The organism is Paraburkholderia sp. AV2, assembly GCF_054968425.1.
In genome coordinates, this window is record NZ_JBANLK010000005.1 from 73,168 (window position 1) to 91,003 (window position 17,836).

Below are 17,836 nucleotides of genomic sequence, written 5' to 3' on the forward strand. Positions count from 1 at the left end.
TCTGGCTAATCTCGCGAATCAAGCCGACACCGAATCGATACTGAATGCCACGCAACAAAAAGCCGACCTCGCGGGTCGGCTTTTCGTCGTCAAGGCAAGGCCAACGCTGTCTTAGCCCACCCACTTGCGCGCATTGCGGAACGCGCGCATCCACGGGCTCGCCTCGCCCCACGCTTGCGGATGCCAGCTCATCGTCACCGTGCGCTGCACGCGCTCCGTGTGCGGCATCAGCACCGTGAAGCGGCCGTCGGGCGTCGTCACCGAGGTGATGCCCTGCGGCGAGCCGTTCGGGTTGAACGGATAACCCTCGGTAGCCTGTCCGCGGTGATCGACGTAGCGCATCGCCACCGCCACCTTCGCAAGGTCGCCCTGCTGCGAAAAGTCCGCGTAGCCTTCGCCGTGCGCCACCGCCACCGGAATGCGCGAACCTTCCATGCCTGCGAAGAAGATCGACGGCGAACTCTGCACTTCCACGAGCGAGAAGCGCGCTTCGAACTGCTCCGACTTGTTGCGCGTGAACTTCGGCCACGCATCCGCGCCGGGGATCATCGAGGCGAGACTCGACAACATCTGGCAGCCGTTGCAGATACCGAGCGCGAACGTGTCCGGACGCGCGAAGAAGGCGGCGAACATGTCCGCGAGCCTGGCGTTGAAGCGGATCGTCTTCGCCCAGCCCTCGCCCGCGCCCAGCACGTCGCCATACGAGAAGCCACCGCACGCCACGGCGCCCGCGAAATCGGCGAGCGTCGCGCGGCCTTCCAGCAGGTCGCTCATATGGACGTCGTGCGCGTCGAAGCCCGCGCGGTCGAACGCATAGGCGGTCTCGAGATGCGAGTTCACACCCTGCTCGCGCAGGATCGCGACACGCGGGCGCGCCCCGGTCGCGACGAACGGAGCGGCGATATCGTCGGCCGCATCGAACGTAAGATGCGGCTGCATGCCCGGATCGGCCGCGTCGAGCAACGCGTCGTATTCGGCATCGGCGCAGGCCGGATTGTCGCGCAGGCGCGCGATGCGCCAGCTCACTTCGCTCCATGCGCGCTGCAGTTCGGCGCGCGGTGCTTCGTAAATACGCTTCGCGTCGCGATAGATCTCGATCGCGTCACGGTCGTTCAACTGGCCGACCACGTGCGAGCAAGCCGAAAGACCATGCTGACGCAGCACGGCGAACACGGCGTCGCGCTGTTGTACCGGCACCTGAATCACGGCGCCGAGCTCCTCGGAGAAGAGCGCGCGCAGCGTGCGGTCCTCGCGGCGGCCGCTCGTCTGCTTCGCCCAGTCCTTTGCGTCGCCGTAGTCGGATTCGTGGTCGGAGTCGAGCGCCAGCATGTCCACGTTCAGCGACACACCGGTGTGGCCCGCGAACGCCATTTCGCAGACGGTGGCCCAGAGGCCGCCGTCCGAGCGGTCGTGGTACGCGAGCAGTTGCTCGTTCGCGTTCAGTTGCTGGATGGCCGTGAAGAACTGCTTGAGGTCTTCCGCACTGTCCACGTCGGGCACCGCGTCCCCCACCTGCTGCGTGACCTGCGCGAAGATGCTGCCGCCGAGGCGGTTCTTGCCGCGGCCCAGATCGATCGCGATCAGCACGGAATCGACGCTGCGGCCCGCTTCGTCGGTACGGCGCAGTTGCGGCGTGAGATGGCGGCGCACGTCCTCGACCGGCGCGAACGCCGAGATGATGAGCGACACCGGTGCGACCACTTCCTTCGCGACACCCTCGTCGTTCCACTTCGTACGCATCGAGAGCGAATCCTTGCCCACCGGAATGCCGATGCCGAGCGCCGGGCACAGTTCCATGCCGATCGCCTTCACGGTGTCGTAGAGCGCGGCGTCCTCGCCCGGCGCGCCGCATGCGGCCATCCAGTTCGCCGAGAGCTTGAGCTTGTCGAGCGAGGCGATGGGCGCGGACGCGATGTTCGTGATCGCCTCGCCCACGGCCATGCGGCCCGATGCGGGCGCATCGATCACGGCGAGCGGCGTGCGCTCGGCCATCGTCATCGCCTCGCCCTTGTAGCCGGCGTAGTCGAGCGCGGTGATCGCGCAGTCGGCCACCGGCACCTGCCACGGGCCGACCATCTGGTCGCGCACGCTCGTGCCGCCCACCGAGCGGTCGCCGATGGTGATGAGGAAGGACTTGCTGCCGACGGTCGGATGGCGCAGCACGCTTTTCGCGACTTCGTCGAAGGCGATGCCGGTCACGTCCACGGGCACGAGCGGCGTGCTCGCGTGCGCGACGTCGCGATGCATGCGCGGCGGCTTGCCGAGCAGGATGTCCATCGGCATGTCGACGGGCTGGTGGCCGCCGTTCGCGGCAAGCGCCGCTTCGTCGGTGTCGATCAGCTTGAGTTCGCGCGCTTCGGTCGCGACGCCCACGACCGCGAAAGGGCAGCGCTCGCGCACGCAGATCGCTTCGAAGGCCGGCAGGTCGGCGGGCGAAATCGCGAGGACATAGCGCTCCTGCGATTCGTTCGACCAGATTTCGCGCGGCGAGAGGCCGGATTCTTCCAGTTGCACCTTGCGCAGTTCGAAGCGCGCACCCTTGTCGGCGCCGTCCACGAGCTCGGGGAACGCGTTCGAGAGACCGCCCGCGCCCACGTCGTGGATCGAGAGAATCGGGTTGCCTTCGCCCAGTTGCCAGCACGAGTTGATGACTTCCTGCGCGCGGCGCTCGATTTCCGGATTGCCGCGCTGCACGGAGTCGAAGTCGAGTTCGGCCGTGTTGGTGCCGGTCGCCATCGAACTGGCCGCGCCGCCGCCCATGCCGATGCGCATGCCGGGGCCGCCGATCTGGATCAGCAGCGTGCCCGCCGGCAGGTCATGCTTGTGCGTGTGCTGCGCGCTGATATTGCCGATGCCGCCCGCGATCATGATCGGCTTGTGGTAGCCGCGCACGGTGCCCGCAACATTCTGCTCGTAGACGCGGAAATAGCCGCCCAGGTTCGGGCGGCCGAATTCGTTGTTGAAGGCGGCACCGCCGAGCGGCCCGTCGATCATGATCTGCAGCGGCGAGGCAATGCGGTCCGGACGGCCATAGGCCTGCGCCTCATCGGCCGGATTGCGGTGCGCGGGCGGCGTGGCCGCGTCGCGCGCGTTTTCCCACGTTTCGCGTGCTTCGGGCAAATCAAGGTTCGAGACCGTGAAGCCCGTGAGACCGGCCTTCGGACGGGCGCCGCGGCCCGTCGCGCCTTCGTCGCGGATTTCGCCGCCCGAGCCCGTTGCCGCGCCCGCGAACGGCGAGATCGCCGTGGGGTGGTTGTGCGTCTCCACCTTCATCAGCGTGTGCGTGAGTTCGGTGTGGCGGCCGTACTGCTCGCCCGGTGTGCCGTCCGCTCCGTTCTTGCGCGGGAACCAGCGCTCGGCCACGGCGCCTTCCATGATCGACGAGTTGTCCGAGTACGCGACGATCGTGCCTTGCGGGCTCATCTTCTCGGTGTTGCGGATCATCGCGAAGAGCGAGAGCTCCTGCTCCTGGCCGTCGATCGTCCAGGTCGCGTTGAAGATCTTGTGGCGGCAGTGTTCGCTGTTGGCCTGCGCGAACATCATCAGCTCGACGTCGGTGGGATTGCGCTCGAGCTTCGTGAACGCGTTGACGAGATAGTCGATTTCGTCGTCGGCGAGCGCGAGGCCCAGTTCGCCGTTCGCCGTCTCCAGCGCCTTGCGGCCGTGGCCCAGCACGTCAACGGTCTGCATCGGCTTCGCGGGCAGTTCGTCGAAGAGTTGCTGCGCCGTGTCGCGCGAGGCCGCCACGCTTTCGGTCATGCGGTCGTGCAGCGCCGCCGCGACCGCTTCGCGCGCTTCGTCGGAAAGCGTCTTCTTGCCGCCGAGGAGCCCCGACTTCAGCACGACCGTATATTCGACGCCGCGCTCGATGCGGCGTACCTGTTCGAGACCGCAGTGATGCGCGATGTCCGTGGCCTTGCTCGCCCACGGCGACACCGTGCCGAAGCGGGGCACGACGAGGAACGTCACGGCGCCGCCGCGCTCCTGCGGTGCCGCGAACGGCGCGCCGTAGTGCATGAGCGCGTCGATCTTCGCGCTGTCCTCGGCGCTGAGCGGCGCAGCCGCATTGACGAAGTGCAGATACTGACCGTGCACGCCGACGATGTTGGCGTCGATACGCTGGAGCGTTTCGAGAAGGCGGGTTTGACGGAAGTCGGAGAGGGCCGAAGCGCCGGGGAAACACGAGAAGTGGGCCATGGACTGGGGCGTTGCGTCGAAGTTACGTCGCGGGTTGGTGTCGCGAATCTGCGTCACGAATTTGCGTCATGAAGCCGGGGCGCAAATTTCGCCTCGCGCGGCGGCCATCGCAAAAATGGCGATGCGTCGCGCGCGAGGGGCGACATCAGGCAAAAGGGAGATCGCGATTATAACCCGGAAGGCCCGCTCCAGCCGACCCGCCGGGAAGCTTTCCAGCACGCCGCACATGGCGAGCCGCCCCGTTTGGCTGCTATCATTGCGCGTTTCACCCGATCGGCGCGCGAACCCGTCAATCTGCGGAAGCTCGCGCCGCACGCCCTACCCCGGCACGGCACGACCTGACCGTCATCACAGCGGTCATCGGCGCGCCATCTGCCTGCAGATCGTATCGTCATGGATGTCATCGTCATTGGCGGCGGAATCGCCGGCGTCGCTACCGCCTACCAACTGCGCGCGGCGGGCCATCGCGTCTGCGTGGTCGAACGCCACGCCACGGTCGCGCAAGGCGCCACCTACGGCCACAGCGGCATCGCGTTGCCCACGCCGATCGACGTGTGGTTCGGTCCCACGTTCCTGCGCGACGGCCGGCAGTCCACGGGCGGCGTGATCTGCAAGACGGGCTTTACCGGCCAGGCGCGCGCGTTCGTCAAGCGACTGGGCGCCCTCCACGGCTCCGAGCCCTTCGAGGCGCGCTACGCGCTGCTGCGTCCGCTGATCGACGCGGCGGAAGCCGTCCTGGCCGACGCCGAAGGCCGCTTCCAGCTCGAGTACGAACAGCGCGAGGGCCTCGTCTACCTCGTGCGCGGCAGCGACGAATGGGCGCTGACGCAGCCCGCGCTGGAACTGCTGCGCCGCTTCGAGGTGCCGCACCATGCGCTCAGCGCCGCCGAATGCCTTGCGTTCGAACCCAATCTCCCCGCCGACCCGCCGTTCGCGGGCGGCGTGCACTTCGAGAACGGCCGGGTGGCGAACTGTCCGCTCTTCGTGAAGCAGCTCAAGCAGGTGCTCGATATGCAGGGCGGCGTGCAGTTCCAGACGGGCCGCGCGGTCAGCGCGATCCGGCTGGAAAGCGGCCGCGCGGCCGTGGAGCTCGCGCCGCGCCAGCCCGACGAGGCTCGCTCGCGCGACGTCGAAGTGATTTCCGCCGACGCCGTGGTGGTTGCCGCGGGCGCGCAGACGCCCCGCCTGCTCGCGCCGCTCGGGATCAAGCTGCCGCTCTATCCGTTGCGCGTGCACACGCTGAACGCCCCGGTGGCGCACGAGGAGTGCGTGCCGCACCACACGATCGTCGACGCGGCGCGGCGTATCGCGATCACACGCGTGAACCACCGCCTGCGCATCTCGGGCGGCGCGGTGCTGCTGCACGCCCGCCAGATCGACGAGCCGCTGCCCGAGGCGCTGACCGAAGACGCGCTCGCCCTGCTCGGCGAGGCTTCGCGCGACTGGGCACCCGGCGCGGCGCGCATTTCCGCAGCCCTCGCGTGGGAAGGCATGAAGCTGCTTTCGGCCGACGGCCTGCCCGCGGTCGGCAACGCGGGGCATCCGCGACTCTTCGTGAACGCCGGTCACGGGCCCGCGGGCTGGGCGCTCGCGCTGGGCTCGGCGCAGCTTGTCGCGCAACAGGTGTCGGGCATCGCGCCCGGGTTGCCGGCAGAAACCGTCGCCGCGCTGCGGCCCGAGCGCGGCTAAAACCCGTTCGCGCCGACGGCTGCCGCCCGACCTGCGCGGCAGCCCGGCCGGCGGCGGAGCGTGACCGCCCTCGCCCGGCCGGGGTCGCTCAGGTATCGTTGCATTGTCGATACCCTCCGCTTCGCCGACGCCATGCCCGATTCGCCGCTTTCCCATCGCTCCGGCTCTGCCGTCCCCACCCTGGTTACGCCACACGACGAGGCCGTGCCGCTCCTTACCGTCGCGGAACTGCGCGTCGCCGAGACCGCGGCACAGGCCGAACTGCCCGCGCATGCGCTGATGGCGCGCGCCGGGGCCGCCGCCGCCCGCTTCCTGCGCGAGCACATCGCCCATGCGCCCTCGCCGGCCGCAGGACGGCCCGTCTGGCTCGTTGCCGGGCCAGGCAACAACGGCGGCGACGCCCTGGTCGTCGCAACTGAACTGCACCGCGCGGGCGTGCCCGTGGAGGTCTGCATGCCCGTCGAGGTCAAGCCGGACGACGCCTGCTGGGCGTTGGCCGAAGCCCGCGCGGCTGGCGTGCCCATCGGCGCCGTGCCGCCCGATGCGTTCGACGCCTACGGCTGGCTCGTCGACGGCATGTTCGGCATCGGGCTCGCGCGCGGCCTCGAAGGCGTCTTCGCCGGTCTCGCCGCGCGCCTCTCGGCCAGGGCGCGCAGTGACGGCCACGTGCTCGCGCTGGATGTGCCGAGCGGCCTCGACAGTGACACCGGCAACGTGGTCGGCACCGGCCCCGCCGTGCGCGCAACGCACACGGTCACCTTCATCGCGGCCAAGCCCGGCCTCTACACCGGCGAGGGCCGCGATTACGCGGGTGCCGTGACTGTCGCGCCGATCGGTGTCACAGCGGGCATTGATGCACCGAATGCCCCAGGCCCGGCACGCCTGAACGCCCCGTCGCTCTTCGCCCCCTCGCTGCCCGCCCGGGACTACTCGACGCACAAAGGCACGTACGGCACGCTCGCCGTGATCGGCGGCGACACCGGCATGTGCGGCGCGCCCATCCTCGCCGCGCGCGCCGCGCTGCTGACGGGTGCGGGCAAGGTGCACGTGGGCTTCATCGGCAGCGACGCGCCACCCTACGATCCGCCGCATCCCGAACTGATGCTGCATGCCGCAGGCAAGCTCGCGCTCGGCACGCTCGACGCCGTCGCCGCGGGCTGCGGCATGGGCGGCAGCGCCTCGGCCCGCAGTCTCGTCGACCAGATCCTGCAGCTCGACGCCCCCGTTCTGCTCGATGCCGACGCACTCAACCTCGTGGCCCGCGACGAAGCCCTCGCGGCGCGCGCCGCCGCCCGCACCCTACCGTGCGTGATCACGCCGCATCCGCTTGAGGCAGCGCGCCTGCTGGCCACCGAAACGGCCTCGGTCCAGCGCGACCGCCTCGCCGCCGCACGCGCGCTGGCGGCCCGCCTCGCCGCCGTGGCCGTGCTCAAGGGCAGCGGCACGGTCATTGCGGCGCCGGACGGCCGCGTTGCCGTCAACCCCACCGGCAATGCGGGGCTTGCGACAGGCGGCACGGGCGACGTGCTCGGCGGCCTGATCGGCGCCCTGCTCGCGCAGCGCCTGCCACCGTTCGAAGCGGCGCTCGCGGGCGTCTGGCTGCACGGGCTCGCCGCCGACACGCTCAGCGCCGAAGGCACCGGCCCCGCGGGTCTCACGGCAGGCGAACTGGCGCCGGCGGTGCGGCGGCTGATGAACCGGCTGTTCTACTCGTCGCGTGGCTGACGTTCGCGGCTGTTGCCTGCAAAACGCACGACCGTGCGCGGGACACGCTTCGCGCAGGCACGCGCGGGACCGCTATACTGATTCACCGCGTAGCCCAAAATCCATTGGACGCGGGCTCGCATCCCTGCGGCGCGTACAGCCTTCGCCTGCCTCACCGGCGACCTCGCGCCCGCGCGTTCTCCATTCGTTCTTCCCCGCCAGACGAACATGACGAATCCCCTCCCTGCATGGTCCGCGCTTCAGGCGCACTACGAACAGATCCGCAACGAACGCCTGCGTGACTGGTTCGCGCCCGCCAACGACCCCGCGCCCACCCGCGCCGAACGCTACACGTACGCGGGCGGCGGCCTCGCGGCCGACTTCTCGAAAAACCGCATCACCGACGCCACGCTGAAGCTGCTGGTGCAGCTCGCCCGCGAGGCCGGCGTCGAGGCGCGCCGCGACGCCATGTTCGCGGGTGAGATCGTCAACCCGACGGAAGGCCGCGCGGCACTGCACACGGCCTTGCGCGCGACCGAGCCCGACGCGCCCTTCCATACGCAGATCCTCGCCGAGCGCGCAAAAATGGCGAAATTCGCCGACGCCGTGCGCAGCGGCGCCTGGACCGGCTATACGGGCAAGCGCATCCGTCACGTCGTGAACATCGGCATCGGCGGGTCGGACCTCGGGCCGAAGATGGTCGTGCACGCGCTCCAGCACCTCGAATTGCCCGAGATCACGTCGCACTTCGTCTCCAACGTCGACGGCGCGGACCTGTGGCGCGTCATCGAAAACATCGATCCGGAAGAGACGCTGGCCATCATCGTCTCGAAGACCTTCACGACGCTCGAAACCATGACGAACGCGCGTTCGATGCGCGACTGGTTCGTCAAGCACGGCTGCCCCGAAAGCGCGCTCGCGAAGCACTTCGTCGGCGTCTCGGCCAATCCGGCCGAGGTCGTGAAGTTCGGCATCGCAAAGGACAACGTGTTCGAGATGTGGGACTGGGTGGGCGGCCGCTACTCGCTGTGGTCGGCCGTGGGCCTCTCGATCATGATCGCGATCGGGCCGCAGCAGTTCGACGAGCTGCTCGCGGGCGCGCACGACATGGACAAGCACTTCCGCGAGACCCCGCTCGAAAAGAACCTGCCGGTGCTGCTCGGCATGATCGGCATCTGGTATCGCAACTTCTTCGGTTCGCAGAGTTATCTCGTCGCGCCGTACTCCGAGGCGCTGCACTATCTGCCTTCGTACCTGCAGCAGCTCGAAATGGAGAGCAACGGCAAGCAGGCGCGCCTCGACGGCAAGTTCGTCGATTACGCGACCTCGGCGATTACGTGGGGGGAGCCTGGCACGAACGGCCAGCACGCGTTCTTCCAGATGCTTCACCAGGGCACGACGATCGTGCCGATCGACTTCATTGCCGTGCTCACGCCCGAGCATCCGCTTGCCGATCATCACCCGAAGCTGCTCGCGAACTGCTTCGCGCAAAGCGAGGCGATGATGCTCGGCCGCACCGAGGAAGAAGCCAGGAAGATCGCCGGCCCGGACAAGCCCGAACTCGTGCCGCACATCATGTTCCCCGGCAACCGCCCGACCACGACGCTGCTCGTGGACGCGCTCACGGCCCGCTCGCTCGGCGCGCTGATCGCGCTCTACGAGCACAAGGTGCTCGTGCAGGCGACGGTGTGGGATATCAACCCGTTCGACCAGTGGGGCGTCGAGCTCGGCAAGATTCTGGGCAAGGTGGTGGAGGCCGACCTCACGGCCGCGCCGGGCGACGTGAAGGCGCACGATTCGTCGACGGCCGCGCTGATCGCACGGGCACGCGCCGCGCTCAAGCGCTGAGAACGGAACTGAGGCACAAGGGCGCGCCCTGTGCCTCGTTTCCTAGCGGCCCGCCTCGACCTGGCCGGACGTGCGCGCACCGGCATCCAGCGCCCCAGGCATCACGCGCCGGCCTGCCTCGATCGTCACCGTGCTATCGCAGCGGCGCGCAAGATCGATGTCATGCGTGACCAGAACGAGCGTCGCACCGTTCGCGCGATTCATCTCGAACATCAGGTCGATGACGGCATGGCCCGTGGCGGCGTCGAGACTGCCCGTCGGTTCGTCGGCAAAGAGCACGGACGGGTGGGTGACGAACGCGCGAGCGAGCGCCACGCGCTGCTGCTCGCCGCCGGAAAGCAGCTTTGGATAGTGCGCGGTGCGCTGGCCGAGGCCGACACGTTCGAGCAGCGCGCGGGCGCGCAGATAGGCCTCGCGCGAGGCCATGCCGCCCTGCAGTTCCAGCGGCAGCGCAACGTTCTCGAGTGCCGTGAGATGCGGCATCAACTGGAACGACTGGAACACGAAACCCACCGAGCCGTTGCGCAGCGCCGCACGCTGATCCTCGGCCATCCCGGTCAGCTCCTGGCCCAGCAGCCGAACGGAGCCCGCGCTCGCACTGTCCAACCCCGCTAGCAGGCCGAGCAGCGTAGACTTGCCCGAGCCCGACGCGCCGATGATCGCCACGCTGCTGCCGGCGGCAACGGTGAGGTCGATGCCCTCGAGGATCGTCAGCTCACCGGTGGCATCGGTGACCCGCTTGCACAACCCCCGCACTTCGATGACTGGATCGCTATTCATTCGCACATGATCAAGCACAGGTTAGCCGTCAAGGCGCTTCGCAGCGCATTTTCCTCCGCACGCACCCAACTCGCCGGATGCTTCGCCGCGCTTCTTTCCACATCGCTCTCCGCATTTCTCGCCGCCGGACTCGCCGCAAGCGGTCTTGCCCTCGCCGCCCAGGCGGCCTGCGCGGCTACGGCACCGACTGCGGCGCCAACCGCGGTCAACGCCGCGAAGCCCATGATCGTCGTGCTCGGCGATAGTCTCTCCGCCGAATACGGACTACCTCGCGACACCGGGTGGGTCGCGCTGATGCGCGAGCGGCTGGCCAGCGACCGAATCGATTATAGCGTCGCGAACGCGAGCATCAGCGGCGACACCACGAGCGGCGGCCTCGCGCGTCTGCCGCTCGTGATGCAACGCCTCAAGCCCGCCATCGTGATCGTCGAGCTGGGCGCCAACGACGCGCTGCGCGGCGTACCGCTCTCCACCACCGACAGCAACCTGCGCGCCATCATCGCCGAAGTCCGCAAGGGCAACGCGAAGCCGATGCTCGTGGGCATGTACGTGCCGCCCAATTACGGCCCCGACTACACTCAGAAATTCCATGGCCTGTATGGCCAGTTGTCGAAGGAACTGAACGTGCCGCTGGTCCCGTTCCTGCTTGCCGGGCTCGCCGACAAACCCGACCTCTTCCAGTCCGACCAGATCCACCCCACCCAGCAGGCACAGTCATTGCTTCTCGATAACGTGTGGCCGACGCTGAAGCCGCTGCTGGAGAGCGGTGCCCGGCGCTAGCCGGAGCAGGACGTCAAGCGGCGTCTTGCGGCTCCGGGCCCCGGCGAATCGGTCATGGAACCTTTGCCGGACGAGCGGCATGCGTCCGATTCCGATCGACCCTGACTGGAGGGAGTCAAGCGTGAAATATTTACCTCTTATTGTCATAACGGCAGCACTCGGTGCCTGCGCGAACCAGCCGATCCCAAGCGGCACGCAGTCCGTGGGCACGAGCCAGCAGCCGCCGGGGGCCGTGGCGCAATGCATCGCGCAGAAGTGGGCCGACCGCTCGCAGCAACAGGTCGTGACGCAAACGGTCGTCGCAAACGACCAGGCCGCCGACGTCTACATGCCGGGCCAGCAGCCGCCAAACGGCGGCGCCGCGATCGTTCGCCCCGCCTGGTCCTCGAGCGGCAAGACCTGGGTGGGCCTGCGCGCGGGCGCCGGCGCGGACAGCGGCGCCACGGGCGACATCAGCGCCTGCCTCTGACGACCGTTGCACCGCCTCTTTCACCTCTCGCAACGACCGCAAAAAACAAAGCCCCGCAGTTCGACTGCGGGGCTTTGTTCATGCATGCCAGCCCGGGACGGCTTAGAGGTTGCTTACTGCCCGTCGCCCGCCTGACCGGAGGCGCCGAGCGACCCGTAGTACTTGACCTTCGAGCGGTCGCGCACCGCGTCGAGATAAGCCTGGCCCTGCGACTGCCCGATCATCTGGGCGAGCTGCTGCTGCGCGGCGGCAAGGCGCGGACCTTCCACTGCGGGGCCCTGCGCGATCGAGTTCACGCGGTAGATCGCATAACCGTCGGCACCGAGATCCACGCCGACGTAGGCCGGCAATTTCTGCGAATCGGCCTTGAAGACGGCGGAGAGCGCGGCGGGGGGCAGCCCCTGCGCATCGTTGCGCGAGACCTTCACCGCCGACGAGAACCCGTCAGTCGCCTTCGACTTCTGCAGATCGGCGAGCTTCGCTTCGCCATCCTTGCGCGCAAGTTCGGCCGCCTGCTCCGCCACCACCTTCTGGCGCACGGCGTCCTTGACTGCGGCGAATGCGGGCGTGGCCGCAGGCTGGAAGCTCGTCACGTGCGCCGAGATCAGCGTGCTGTTGCCGACGTCGATTGCCTGCGTGTTGTTGTGCTGGTTCACCGAATCGTTCCCGAACACGGCGTCGAGGAATTTCTGGTTGTTCAGCGGGCTGTCCGGCGGCAGCGCGGGGTTCGGCTTCGGCGTAACCGTGGCCGTCTGGAGCGTCAGCTTGTACTTGTCGGCAGCCGGCTGCAAGCTCTTCGACTGTTCGTAGACCAGCGAGCTGAAGCCATCGGAGTCGTCGACGAGAAGCTTGCCGGCCTGCTGCGCCTTGACGTCGTTGACGATCGACGCCTTCACGTCGCCGAACGGCTTGGTCGTGGCGGGTTTGATATCCGTAACCTTGACGATGTGATAGCCGAAGTCCGACTGGATCACGTCGCTGATCTCGTCCTTCTTGAGCTTGAACACGGCATCGTCGAAAGCCTGTCCGCCCGCGATCATGCCGCGCCCGAAGTAGCCGAGGTCGCCGCCCTTCGCCGCCGAACCCGGGTCCTGCGATTCCTTCTGTGCGATCTGCGCGAACTGGTCGGGATGCGCCTTCACTTCAGCCAGGATCGACTCGGCCTTCTGTTTGGCCGCATTGCGGTCGGCCGCGCTGGCATCCTTCGGCACCGCGATCAGGATATGACTCGCGCGCACCTCTTCGTCCGTGCGGTAATGCGCGATGTTGTCGTTGTAGTACTGCTGAAGATCGGCATCGCTCGGTTGCACGTTCGCCGCCACCGTGGCCGCCGAAAGCACCAGGTACTGGATCTGCGCCGTGGCGGGCGTTGCGAAGTCGCTCTTGTGCGCGTCGTAGTAAGCCTGCAGTTGCGCGTCGGTGGGCTGAACCTTGGCAGCATAGTCGCTGGCGTGGAACGCGAGACCCTGCACTTCGCGCTGCTGCTCCGAGAGCGCCATCAGATGCTGGGCGAGCGACTTCGGCGTGAACGCACTGTCGATCACCGCACCGGGCAACTGCTGCATCGCGATGCCATAGCGTACGCGCTCGTCGTACTGCTCGGGCGTCATGCCCTGCATCGCGAGCAGTTGCTTGTAGCGGTCGAGGTCCATCGAACCGTCGGGCTTGCGCAGCGAAGCGATCACCGGATCGGCGAGCAGCGTGCGGCGCACGGCGTCGTCGGACGCCGTGAGATGCAGACGCTGCGTCTCATCCGCGAGTACGCGCTGCTGGATCAGGCCGTCCAGAATATCCTTGCGATGCTCCGGCGTATCGAAGAGGCTCGCGTCGAAGTTCGCGCCCATGACCTGGCGCGCCTGATCGAGCTGCTGGCGCGCCGCGCTGTCGTACTCGGCGCGGGTGATCTTGTGACCATTCACGCTGGCGACGTTCGCGCTTTCGTCGAAGAAGCCGCGGAAACCTTGAATGCCGACGAAGCCGAGCCCTGGCAGGACCACCAGGATCAGCATGAACATCATCAGCCGTTTGTGATTGCGGAAAAAGTCGAGCATGCGTGAAGGAGCAAAAAGAGCGCCAAAAACAGAACGCCCGATATTACCTCAGAGGACAATAAAAAAGGCGAACCGCAGTTTGCCTTCGGTTCGCCTTCTACTGATCTGGCGGAGCGGACGGGGCTCGAACCCGCGACCCCCGGCGTGACAGGCCGGTATTCTGACCAACTGAACTACCGCTCCGTGCGGTACTACCTGCACGCGCGGTTGACTTCACGTGCCTGACAGGAAAACCGTGGAAACTGGTGGTGCCGAGGGGTTCCAGGCCCCCCTTGCCTGCCTTGCTGGCCAAGGCTTTTCACTAGTTCGATTGCCCAGATACAACGACGCAAGATTTTGCCTCAAATGCCGCGACCTTGCAACGGGAATCTGACCGCGCCGGCTTACCGGGGAGCAACGTGCGCCTGGAGTCAGGACATCTTGAAAGCGGGGTCGCGCCGCAATGGATCGTCTTCGCAGTCTGCGTGTCTACCCAGAGCGGCCGCCGCTCGTCGAAGTTGACCGACGACGCCATATGGACAAGCTGACGGCAGAAATACCTCACGTCACGGCCTCCATCCGTGCCTTACGTGCAGTGATCCGTCAGCATGTTGGACACGCTCGACAAGACAAGGCAAACGCATTCCTCAAGGACGTAGAAAAAGCAGTCAATTACGGCAAAACCTGGTCTGCCCCCTCTTTCTGGGCAACGCGTTGACTGGCTAGCGTTCGGCATGAGCCGAGGTGGTACTGCGTGATATGATCCAGGAGTAAAAATTAGTGCCATGTCTTTTCATAGCGAACCAAGAACATCGATGGACCACTACCGGATCCGACGCATAAAAGGGGATATCGTAGAAGCTGTCTGTAAGAATCATTTTGCAGCGATGGGCTTCCAAATCGAGAACGCGGGCGTTGAACACTTCGCGACTCAATTCGCCAATCGGTCTTCACGCTTCCGAGGCCAGTCCGGCGGCAGCAACGTGAACAAGATCCAGAACTACATCGGGAGATTGCCCGACCTGCTGATCGGTCACGAGAAGCACGACCACCATTTTGTGGAAGCCAAATTCCGTGACGCCATTTCAATATATGACTTCGCCCAAGAGTTACTATGGGACTACCGAAAGCAGATTTTCGGCCGCGAATTCGATCACGACATCTTCAGTAACCTGACGAAGACCCAATGGACCGATGAGACTTCAGCTTACGACCTTTCCAGGGAAAATCGTGCTCATCTGGATGCGTTCATGAAGTCGGTCACGCAGGGAGGAATTGAGCCGGATCAGATTCAGGTTCCGATGATGTTTTACGTTCTCATCAAGAACGGAAAGATCTTTTCTCTGTTTCTGATCCGCTTCGACACTGAGAGTGGAAATTTTCAAATCCATCAGGCCGGAAAATCCAGAGAAATCGCCTCGACGGACATTGCGACCCGGGATTTTTTGAGCGACTTCGACAAGTATTACTCCGAGGTCGTAGCGCCTATTTTACGAGAAGTGTTTTCAGCCGATGTCGAGGTCGCCGAGCCACCGCCATCGGAAGCCCAAAGGACCATACTCCAAGGGTCCATTCTCGACGTCTGTATGGCTGCCGCACTGAAATTGAAGCGGCAGGGACGCAACGGGGTCTACTTCGGTGAATTACTCAAAGAAGACTCCGTGGTGTCTTGGCTAAAAAATGCTCAACTTTCCGCCAACAGAGAGAACCTGAAAATTGAACTCGAAAAATGCGGAGTTAGCGGCGCAGCAGCCACCACCTTTACCTTGGACGACGGCAGCGAAATCGACTTGCGCATCAAGATCTACACCGGGGATTTTGACTTCTACATGAAGTGACATCGATCTTCAAGATCCCAGCGGAAACTCGGCATCGTAAAGGGCGTACGTCCTTCCCGGCCGACGGACACATCCGTTCTCACCGCTCGCCGCTCTCTTAAGCTCACATTGTCGCCCCAGACGTAAGCCTTCAGAGTCGAATAGACAGCCGGAGCCCAGCCGCTGTGTCGCCCCGTGGCGGCATCCAGGCCATCCTCAGGAGAGGCTGCCGAAAGGGACAATTGCGCGTTGAAACGCCCGATCAGATGGTCGGCGTGACTTTCGAGGTTCGTCCGGGTCCTCGCTATCAGCGATATTGCACTGAGCGACAACGAAGGGTTGCCTGATACCAGCCATCGAGCGAGCACCGGTTCTGATTCGTCCGACTCGGCCCACACGCGCAGCGTGCTCGAATATTCAGTGCCGGCTTCTGCAAGGCTCTCGGCTTGCTTTAACCTGGCCTGCCATTCGGTTTCGCTGATCCTCGTCACCTGTATTCCCTCTATACGTTTTCCTGTGTCAACCAGCCTGCGTTTCGGCGTCGCCCATCAACGCACGCAAATCGCGCTCAAGCTCTGCCATGGTTGAGGCAACTTCCGTCGAGACGCGCAGCTCGATTTCTATCCACTTTTCGGTCCTATTTTGCTGTCGCGATATCACCAGGTTAAACAGGTTTGCGCTACTCGCTAGCGACTGCCGAATCTGGTCGATCCGTTCGGATGCGCTCTGCGTCAGGAAAATCCGCTGCGGGAGATACGCAGCATCGAACGCTTCAAAGGCGTCAGCGATGCACAGCCCGGCTTACTTCAGAAACTGGAAGTCGCAGCCTTCATCAGCCTGGAGAATCTCGCGCTCATACAGCTTCGCGTAGCCGCGCTTGACCGTCGACTCGGGACGCGGCGGCTGTTCGGCGCGCCGACGATCGAGTTCCCTGTCCGAAACGAGCAGTTCCAGCGAGCGATTTGCGACGCTCAGGCGAATCCGGTCGCCGTTGCGGACCAGTCCGAGCGGGCCGCCCGAAGCGGAGTCCGGCGTGATGTGCAGAACAATCGTTCCGTATGCGGTACCGCTCATGCGAGCATCCGACATGCGGACCATGTCCTTGACGCCGGCGCGCGCCAGCTTGCCAGGAATGGGGAGGTAACCTGCTTCCGGCATGGCGGCATCGCTCGTTGGGCCGGCGTTCTGCAGGATAAGGAAGTCGTCGGCCGTCACATCGAGTTCATCACTGTCTATGCGATCAGCGACATCCTGCAGCGATGTGAACACCACTGCACGCCCCTCCTTTTCAAACAGCTTCGGATCAGCAGCCGAGCGCTTGAGGATCGCACCGCGCGGTGCGAGGTTGCCAAACAGCGCAACGAGACCGCCGGTCTCGCGCACCGGCTCGGAGGAGGGTTTGACCACGGCATGATCGACCCAGCCGACGTCGTTCAATCGGTCACCCAGCGTCTCGCCCGTGATCGTGCGGCAGTCCAGATGCAACAGCGGCTTGATCTCGCGGAGGATGGCAGGCACGCCGCCCGCTGCGTACAGGTCCTCCATGTAGTACTGGCCGGTCGGCTTCAAGTCGACGAGCACGGGCGTCGTATCGCTCAACTGATTCAATCGATTCAGGTCTACCTTGATGCCGAGACGGCCAGCGATCGCCGTGAGGTGAATTACGGCATTGGTCGAGCCACCGATTGCGAGCAGCACGCGAAGCGCGTTCTCCACCGACTTCTCGGTGACGATCTCACTCGGGCGGATCGGGTTTGCGATGAGGTTGAAAGCCACACGCCCGGTTTCCTCTGCGATGCGCAGACGGTCGGCGTCTACCGCTGGGCATGCCGCGCTGTTCGCCGGCATCATCCCGAGCGTCTCGGCGATGATCGCCATCGTGCTGGCCGTGCCCATTACCGCGCAGGTGCCTGCCGTGGACGCGAGACGTCGCTCGACCGTGTTGATCTCATTCGCGTCAATTTCGGTGGCGCGGAACCTGGCCCAGAATCGACGACAGTCTGTGCAGGCGCCAAGACGTTCGCCACGGTGACGGCTGGTCGACATCGGACCCGCCACGAGCTGGATGGCCGGGATATTCGCCGATGCTGCTCCCATCAACTGCGCTGGAACAGTCTTGTCACATCCGCCAAGCAGGACCACAGAATCCATCGGCTGCGCCCGGGTCATTTCCTCAACGTCCATCGACATGAGATTGCGGAATTTCAGGCTCGTGGGCGTAAGGAACGTCTCACCGAGCGAGATCGTCGGAAACTCGATGGGCAGGCCGCCCGCTGCGAGGACGCCGCGCTTCACCGCCTCGATCATCTCGGGAAAGTGACGATGGCAGTTGTTGAAGCCGCTGGCCGAATGCGCGATGCCGACGATGGGACGGTCCAGCATCTCGCGGCTGTAGCCCATCGAACTTGCAAACGTGCGACGCAGATAGACGCTGAATTCGCGGTCACCGTAGTTAGTCAGGCCGCGGGCGAAACCCACCGGCTGGACAGAATCCTTCTTGCTGTTTTGCTCGCTCATCGCCA

At 65.5% G+C, this 17,836-nt stretch carries 12 protein-coding genes and 1 tRNA gene; 7 read left to right on the forward strand and 6 right to left on the reverse strand.

The genetic code is table 11. The features are described from left to right. Positions 1-111: 111 nt before the first annotated feature. Positions 112-4,197, reverse strand: a complete 4,086-nt coding sequence (gene purL, locus V8683_RS05630; protein WP_411190534.1) for a phosphoribosylformylglycinamidine synthase — start codon at positions 4,195-4,197, stop codon at positions 112-114. Between the two features lie 393 nt (positions 4,198-4,590). On the opposite strand from purL, the gene V8683_RS05635 reads away from it, so the two are divergent. From V8683_RS05635 to pgi, 3 genes are all read left to right on the forward strand, one after another. After that, positions 4,591-5,886: an FAD-dependent oxidoreductase gene (locus V8683_RS05635; RefSeq protein WP_411189455.1), complete on the forward strand. Its 1,296-nt coding sequence runs from the start codon at positions 4,591-4,593 to the stop codon at positions 5,884-5,886. Between the two features lie 132 nt (positions 5,887-6,018). Continuing rightward, a complete protein-coding gene (locus V8683_RS05640; protein ID WP_411190533.1) occupies positions 6,019-7,611 on the forward strand; it encodes an NAD(P)H-hydrate dehydratase in 1,593 nt (530 codons plus the stop codon). A gap of 207 nt (positions 7,612-7,818) precedes the next feature. Next, a complete protein-coding gene (gene pgi / locus V8683_RS05645) occupies positions 7,819-9,438 on the forward strand; it encodes a glucose-6-phosphate isomerase (RefSeq protein WP_411189454.1) in 1,620 nt (539 codons plus the stop codon). Between the two features lie 42 nt (positions 9,439-9,480). On the opposite strand, the gene V8683_RS05650 is transcribed toward pgi, so the two are convergent. Beyond that, the gene (locus V8683_RS05650) at positions 9,481-10,218 is read right to left on the reverse strand and encodes an ABC transporter ATP-binding protein (protein ID WP_411189453.1); all 738 of its coding nucleotides are present in this window, start codon (positions 10,216-10,218) and stop codon (positions 9,481-9,483) included. A gap of 6 nt (positions 10,219-10,224) precedes the next feature. Between V8683_RS05650 and V8683_RS05655 the strand changes: the two genes are divergently transcribed. Both V8683_RS05655 and V8683_RS05660 read left to right on the forward strand, forming a co-directional pair. Beyond that, positions 10,225-10,998 carry an arylesterase gene (locus V8683_RS05655; RefSeq protein ID WP_411189452.1) on the forward strand — a complete coding sequence of 258 codons (774 nt, stop codon included), beginning with the start codon at positions 10,225-10,227 and terminating at the stop codon, positions 10,996-10,998. Positions 10,999-11,119: 121 nt separating this feature from the next. Continuing rightward, complete coding sequence (locus tag V8683_RS05660; RefSeq protein ID WP_411189451.1) at positions 11,120-11,467, forward strand: hypothetical protein; 348 nt, start codon at positions 11,120-11,122, stop codon at positions 11,465-11,467. A gap of 113 nt (positions 11,468-11,580) precedes the next feature. On the opposite strand, the gene V8683_RS05665 is transcribed toward V8683_RS05660, so the two are convergent. After that, a complete protein-coding gene (locus V8683_RS05665; RefSeq protein WP_411189450.1) occupies positions 11,581-13,518 on the reverse strand; it encodes a SurA N-terminal domain-containing protein in 1,938 nt (645 codons plus the stop codon). A gap of 106 nt (positions 13,519-13,624) precedes the next feature. Further along, positions 13,625-13,701: transfer RNA gene (locus V8683_RS05670), tRNA-Asp, on the reverse strand. Positions 13,702-14,032: 331 nt separating this feature from the next. Here V8683_RS05670 and V8683_RS05675 point away from each other — a divergent pair. After that, positions 14,033-14,215 (forward strand): hypothetical protein, encoded by a 183-nt coding sequence (locus V8683_RS05675; protein ID WP_411189449.1) that lies wholly within the window; start codon positions 14,033-14,035, stop codon positions 14,213-14,215. Between the two features lie 97 nt (positions 14,216-14,312). After that, complete coding sequence (locus V8683_RS05680) at positions 14,313-15,335, forward strand: hypothetical protein (RefSeq protein ID WP_411189448.1); 1,023 nt, start codon at positions 14,313-14,315, stop codon at positions 15,333-15,335. Here the strand turns inward: V8683_RS05680 and V8683_RS05685 are convergent. Both V8683_RS05685 and V8683_RS05690 read right to left on the reverse strand, forming a co-directional pair. After that, a complete protein-coding gene (locus tag V8683_RS05685) occupies positions 15,323-15,805 on the reverse strand; it encodes a hypothetical protein (RefSeq protein WP_411189447.1) in 483 nt (160 codons plus the stop codon). The two genes, V8683_RS05680 and V8683_RS05685, sit on opposite strands and share 13 nt — an antisense overlap. Before the next feature lie 310 nt (positions 15,806-16,115). After that, entirely contained in the window at positions 16,116-17,831 is a 1,716-nt protein-coding gene (locus tag V8683_RS05690; RefSeq protein WP_411189446.1) for a dihydroxy-acid dehydratase, read from the reverse strand. Positions 17,832-17,836: the final 5 nt, after the last annotated feature.

Excerpts from the sequence above, each read along its gene's own strand:
- V8683_RS05665 (WP_411189450.1), bottom strand. The coding sequence starts at position 13,518 with ATGCTCGACTTTTTCCGCAATCACAAACGGCTGATGATGTTCATGCTG.
- V8683_RS05680 (WP_411189448.1), top strand. The coding sequence starts at position 14,313 with ATGGACCACTACCGGATCCGACGCATAAAAGGGGATATCGTAGAAGCT.
- V8683_RS05675 (WP_411189449.1), top strand. The coding sequence starts at position 14,033 with ATGGACAAGCTGACGGCAGAAATACCTCACGTCACGGCCTCCATCCGT.
- purL (WP_411190534.1), bottom strand. The coding sequence starts at position 4,197 with ATGGCCCACTTCTCGTGTTTCCCCGGCGCTTCGGCCCTCTCCGACTTC.
- V8683_RS05690 (WP_411189446.1), bottom strand. The coding sequence starts at position 17,831 with ATGAGCGAGCAAAACAGCAAGAAGGATTCTGTCCAGCCGGTGGGTTTC.
- V8683_RS05640 (WP_411190533.1), top strand. The coding sequence starts at position 6,019 with ATGCCCGATTCGCCGCTTTCCCATCGCTCCGGCTCTGCCGTCCCCACC.
- V8683_RS05650 (WP_411189453.1), bottom strand. The coding sequence starts at position 10,218 with ATGAATAGCGATCCAGTCATCGAAGTGCGGGGGTTGTGCAAGCGGGTC.
- pgi (WP_411189454.1), top strand. The coding sequence starts at position 7,819 with ATGACGAATCCCCTCCCTGCATGGTCCGCGCTTCAGGCGCACTACGAA.
- V8683_RS05635 (WP_411189455.1), top strand. The coding sequence starts at position 4,591 with ATGGATGTCATCGTCATTGGCGGCGGAATCGCCGGCGTCGCTACCGCC.
- V8683_RS05655 (WP_411189452.1), top strand. The coding sequence starts at position 10,225 with ATGATCAAGCACAGGTTAGCCGTCAAGGCGCTTCGCAGCGCATTTTCC.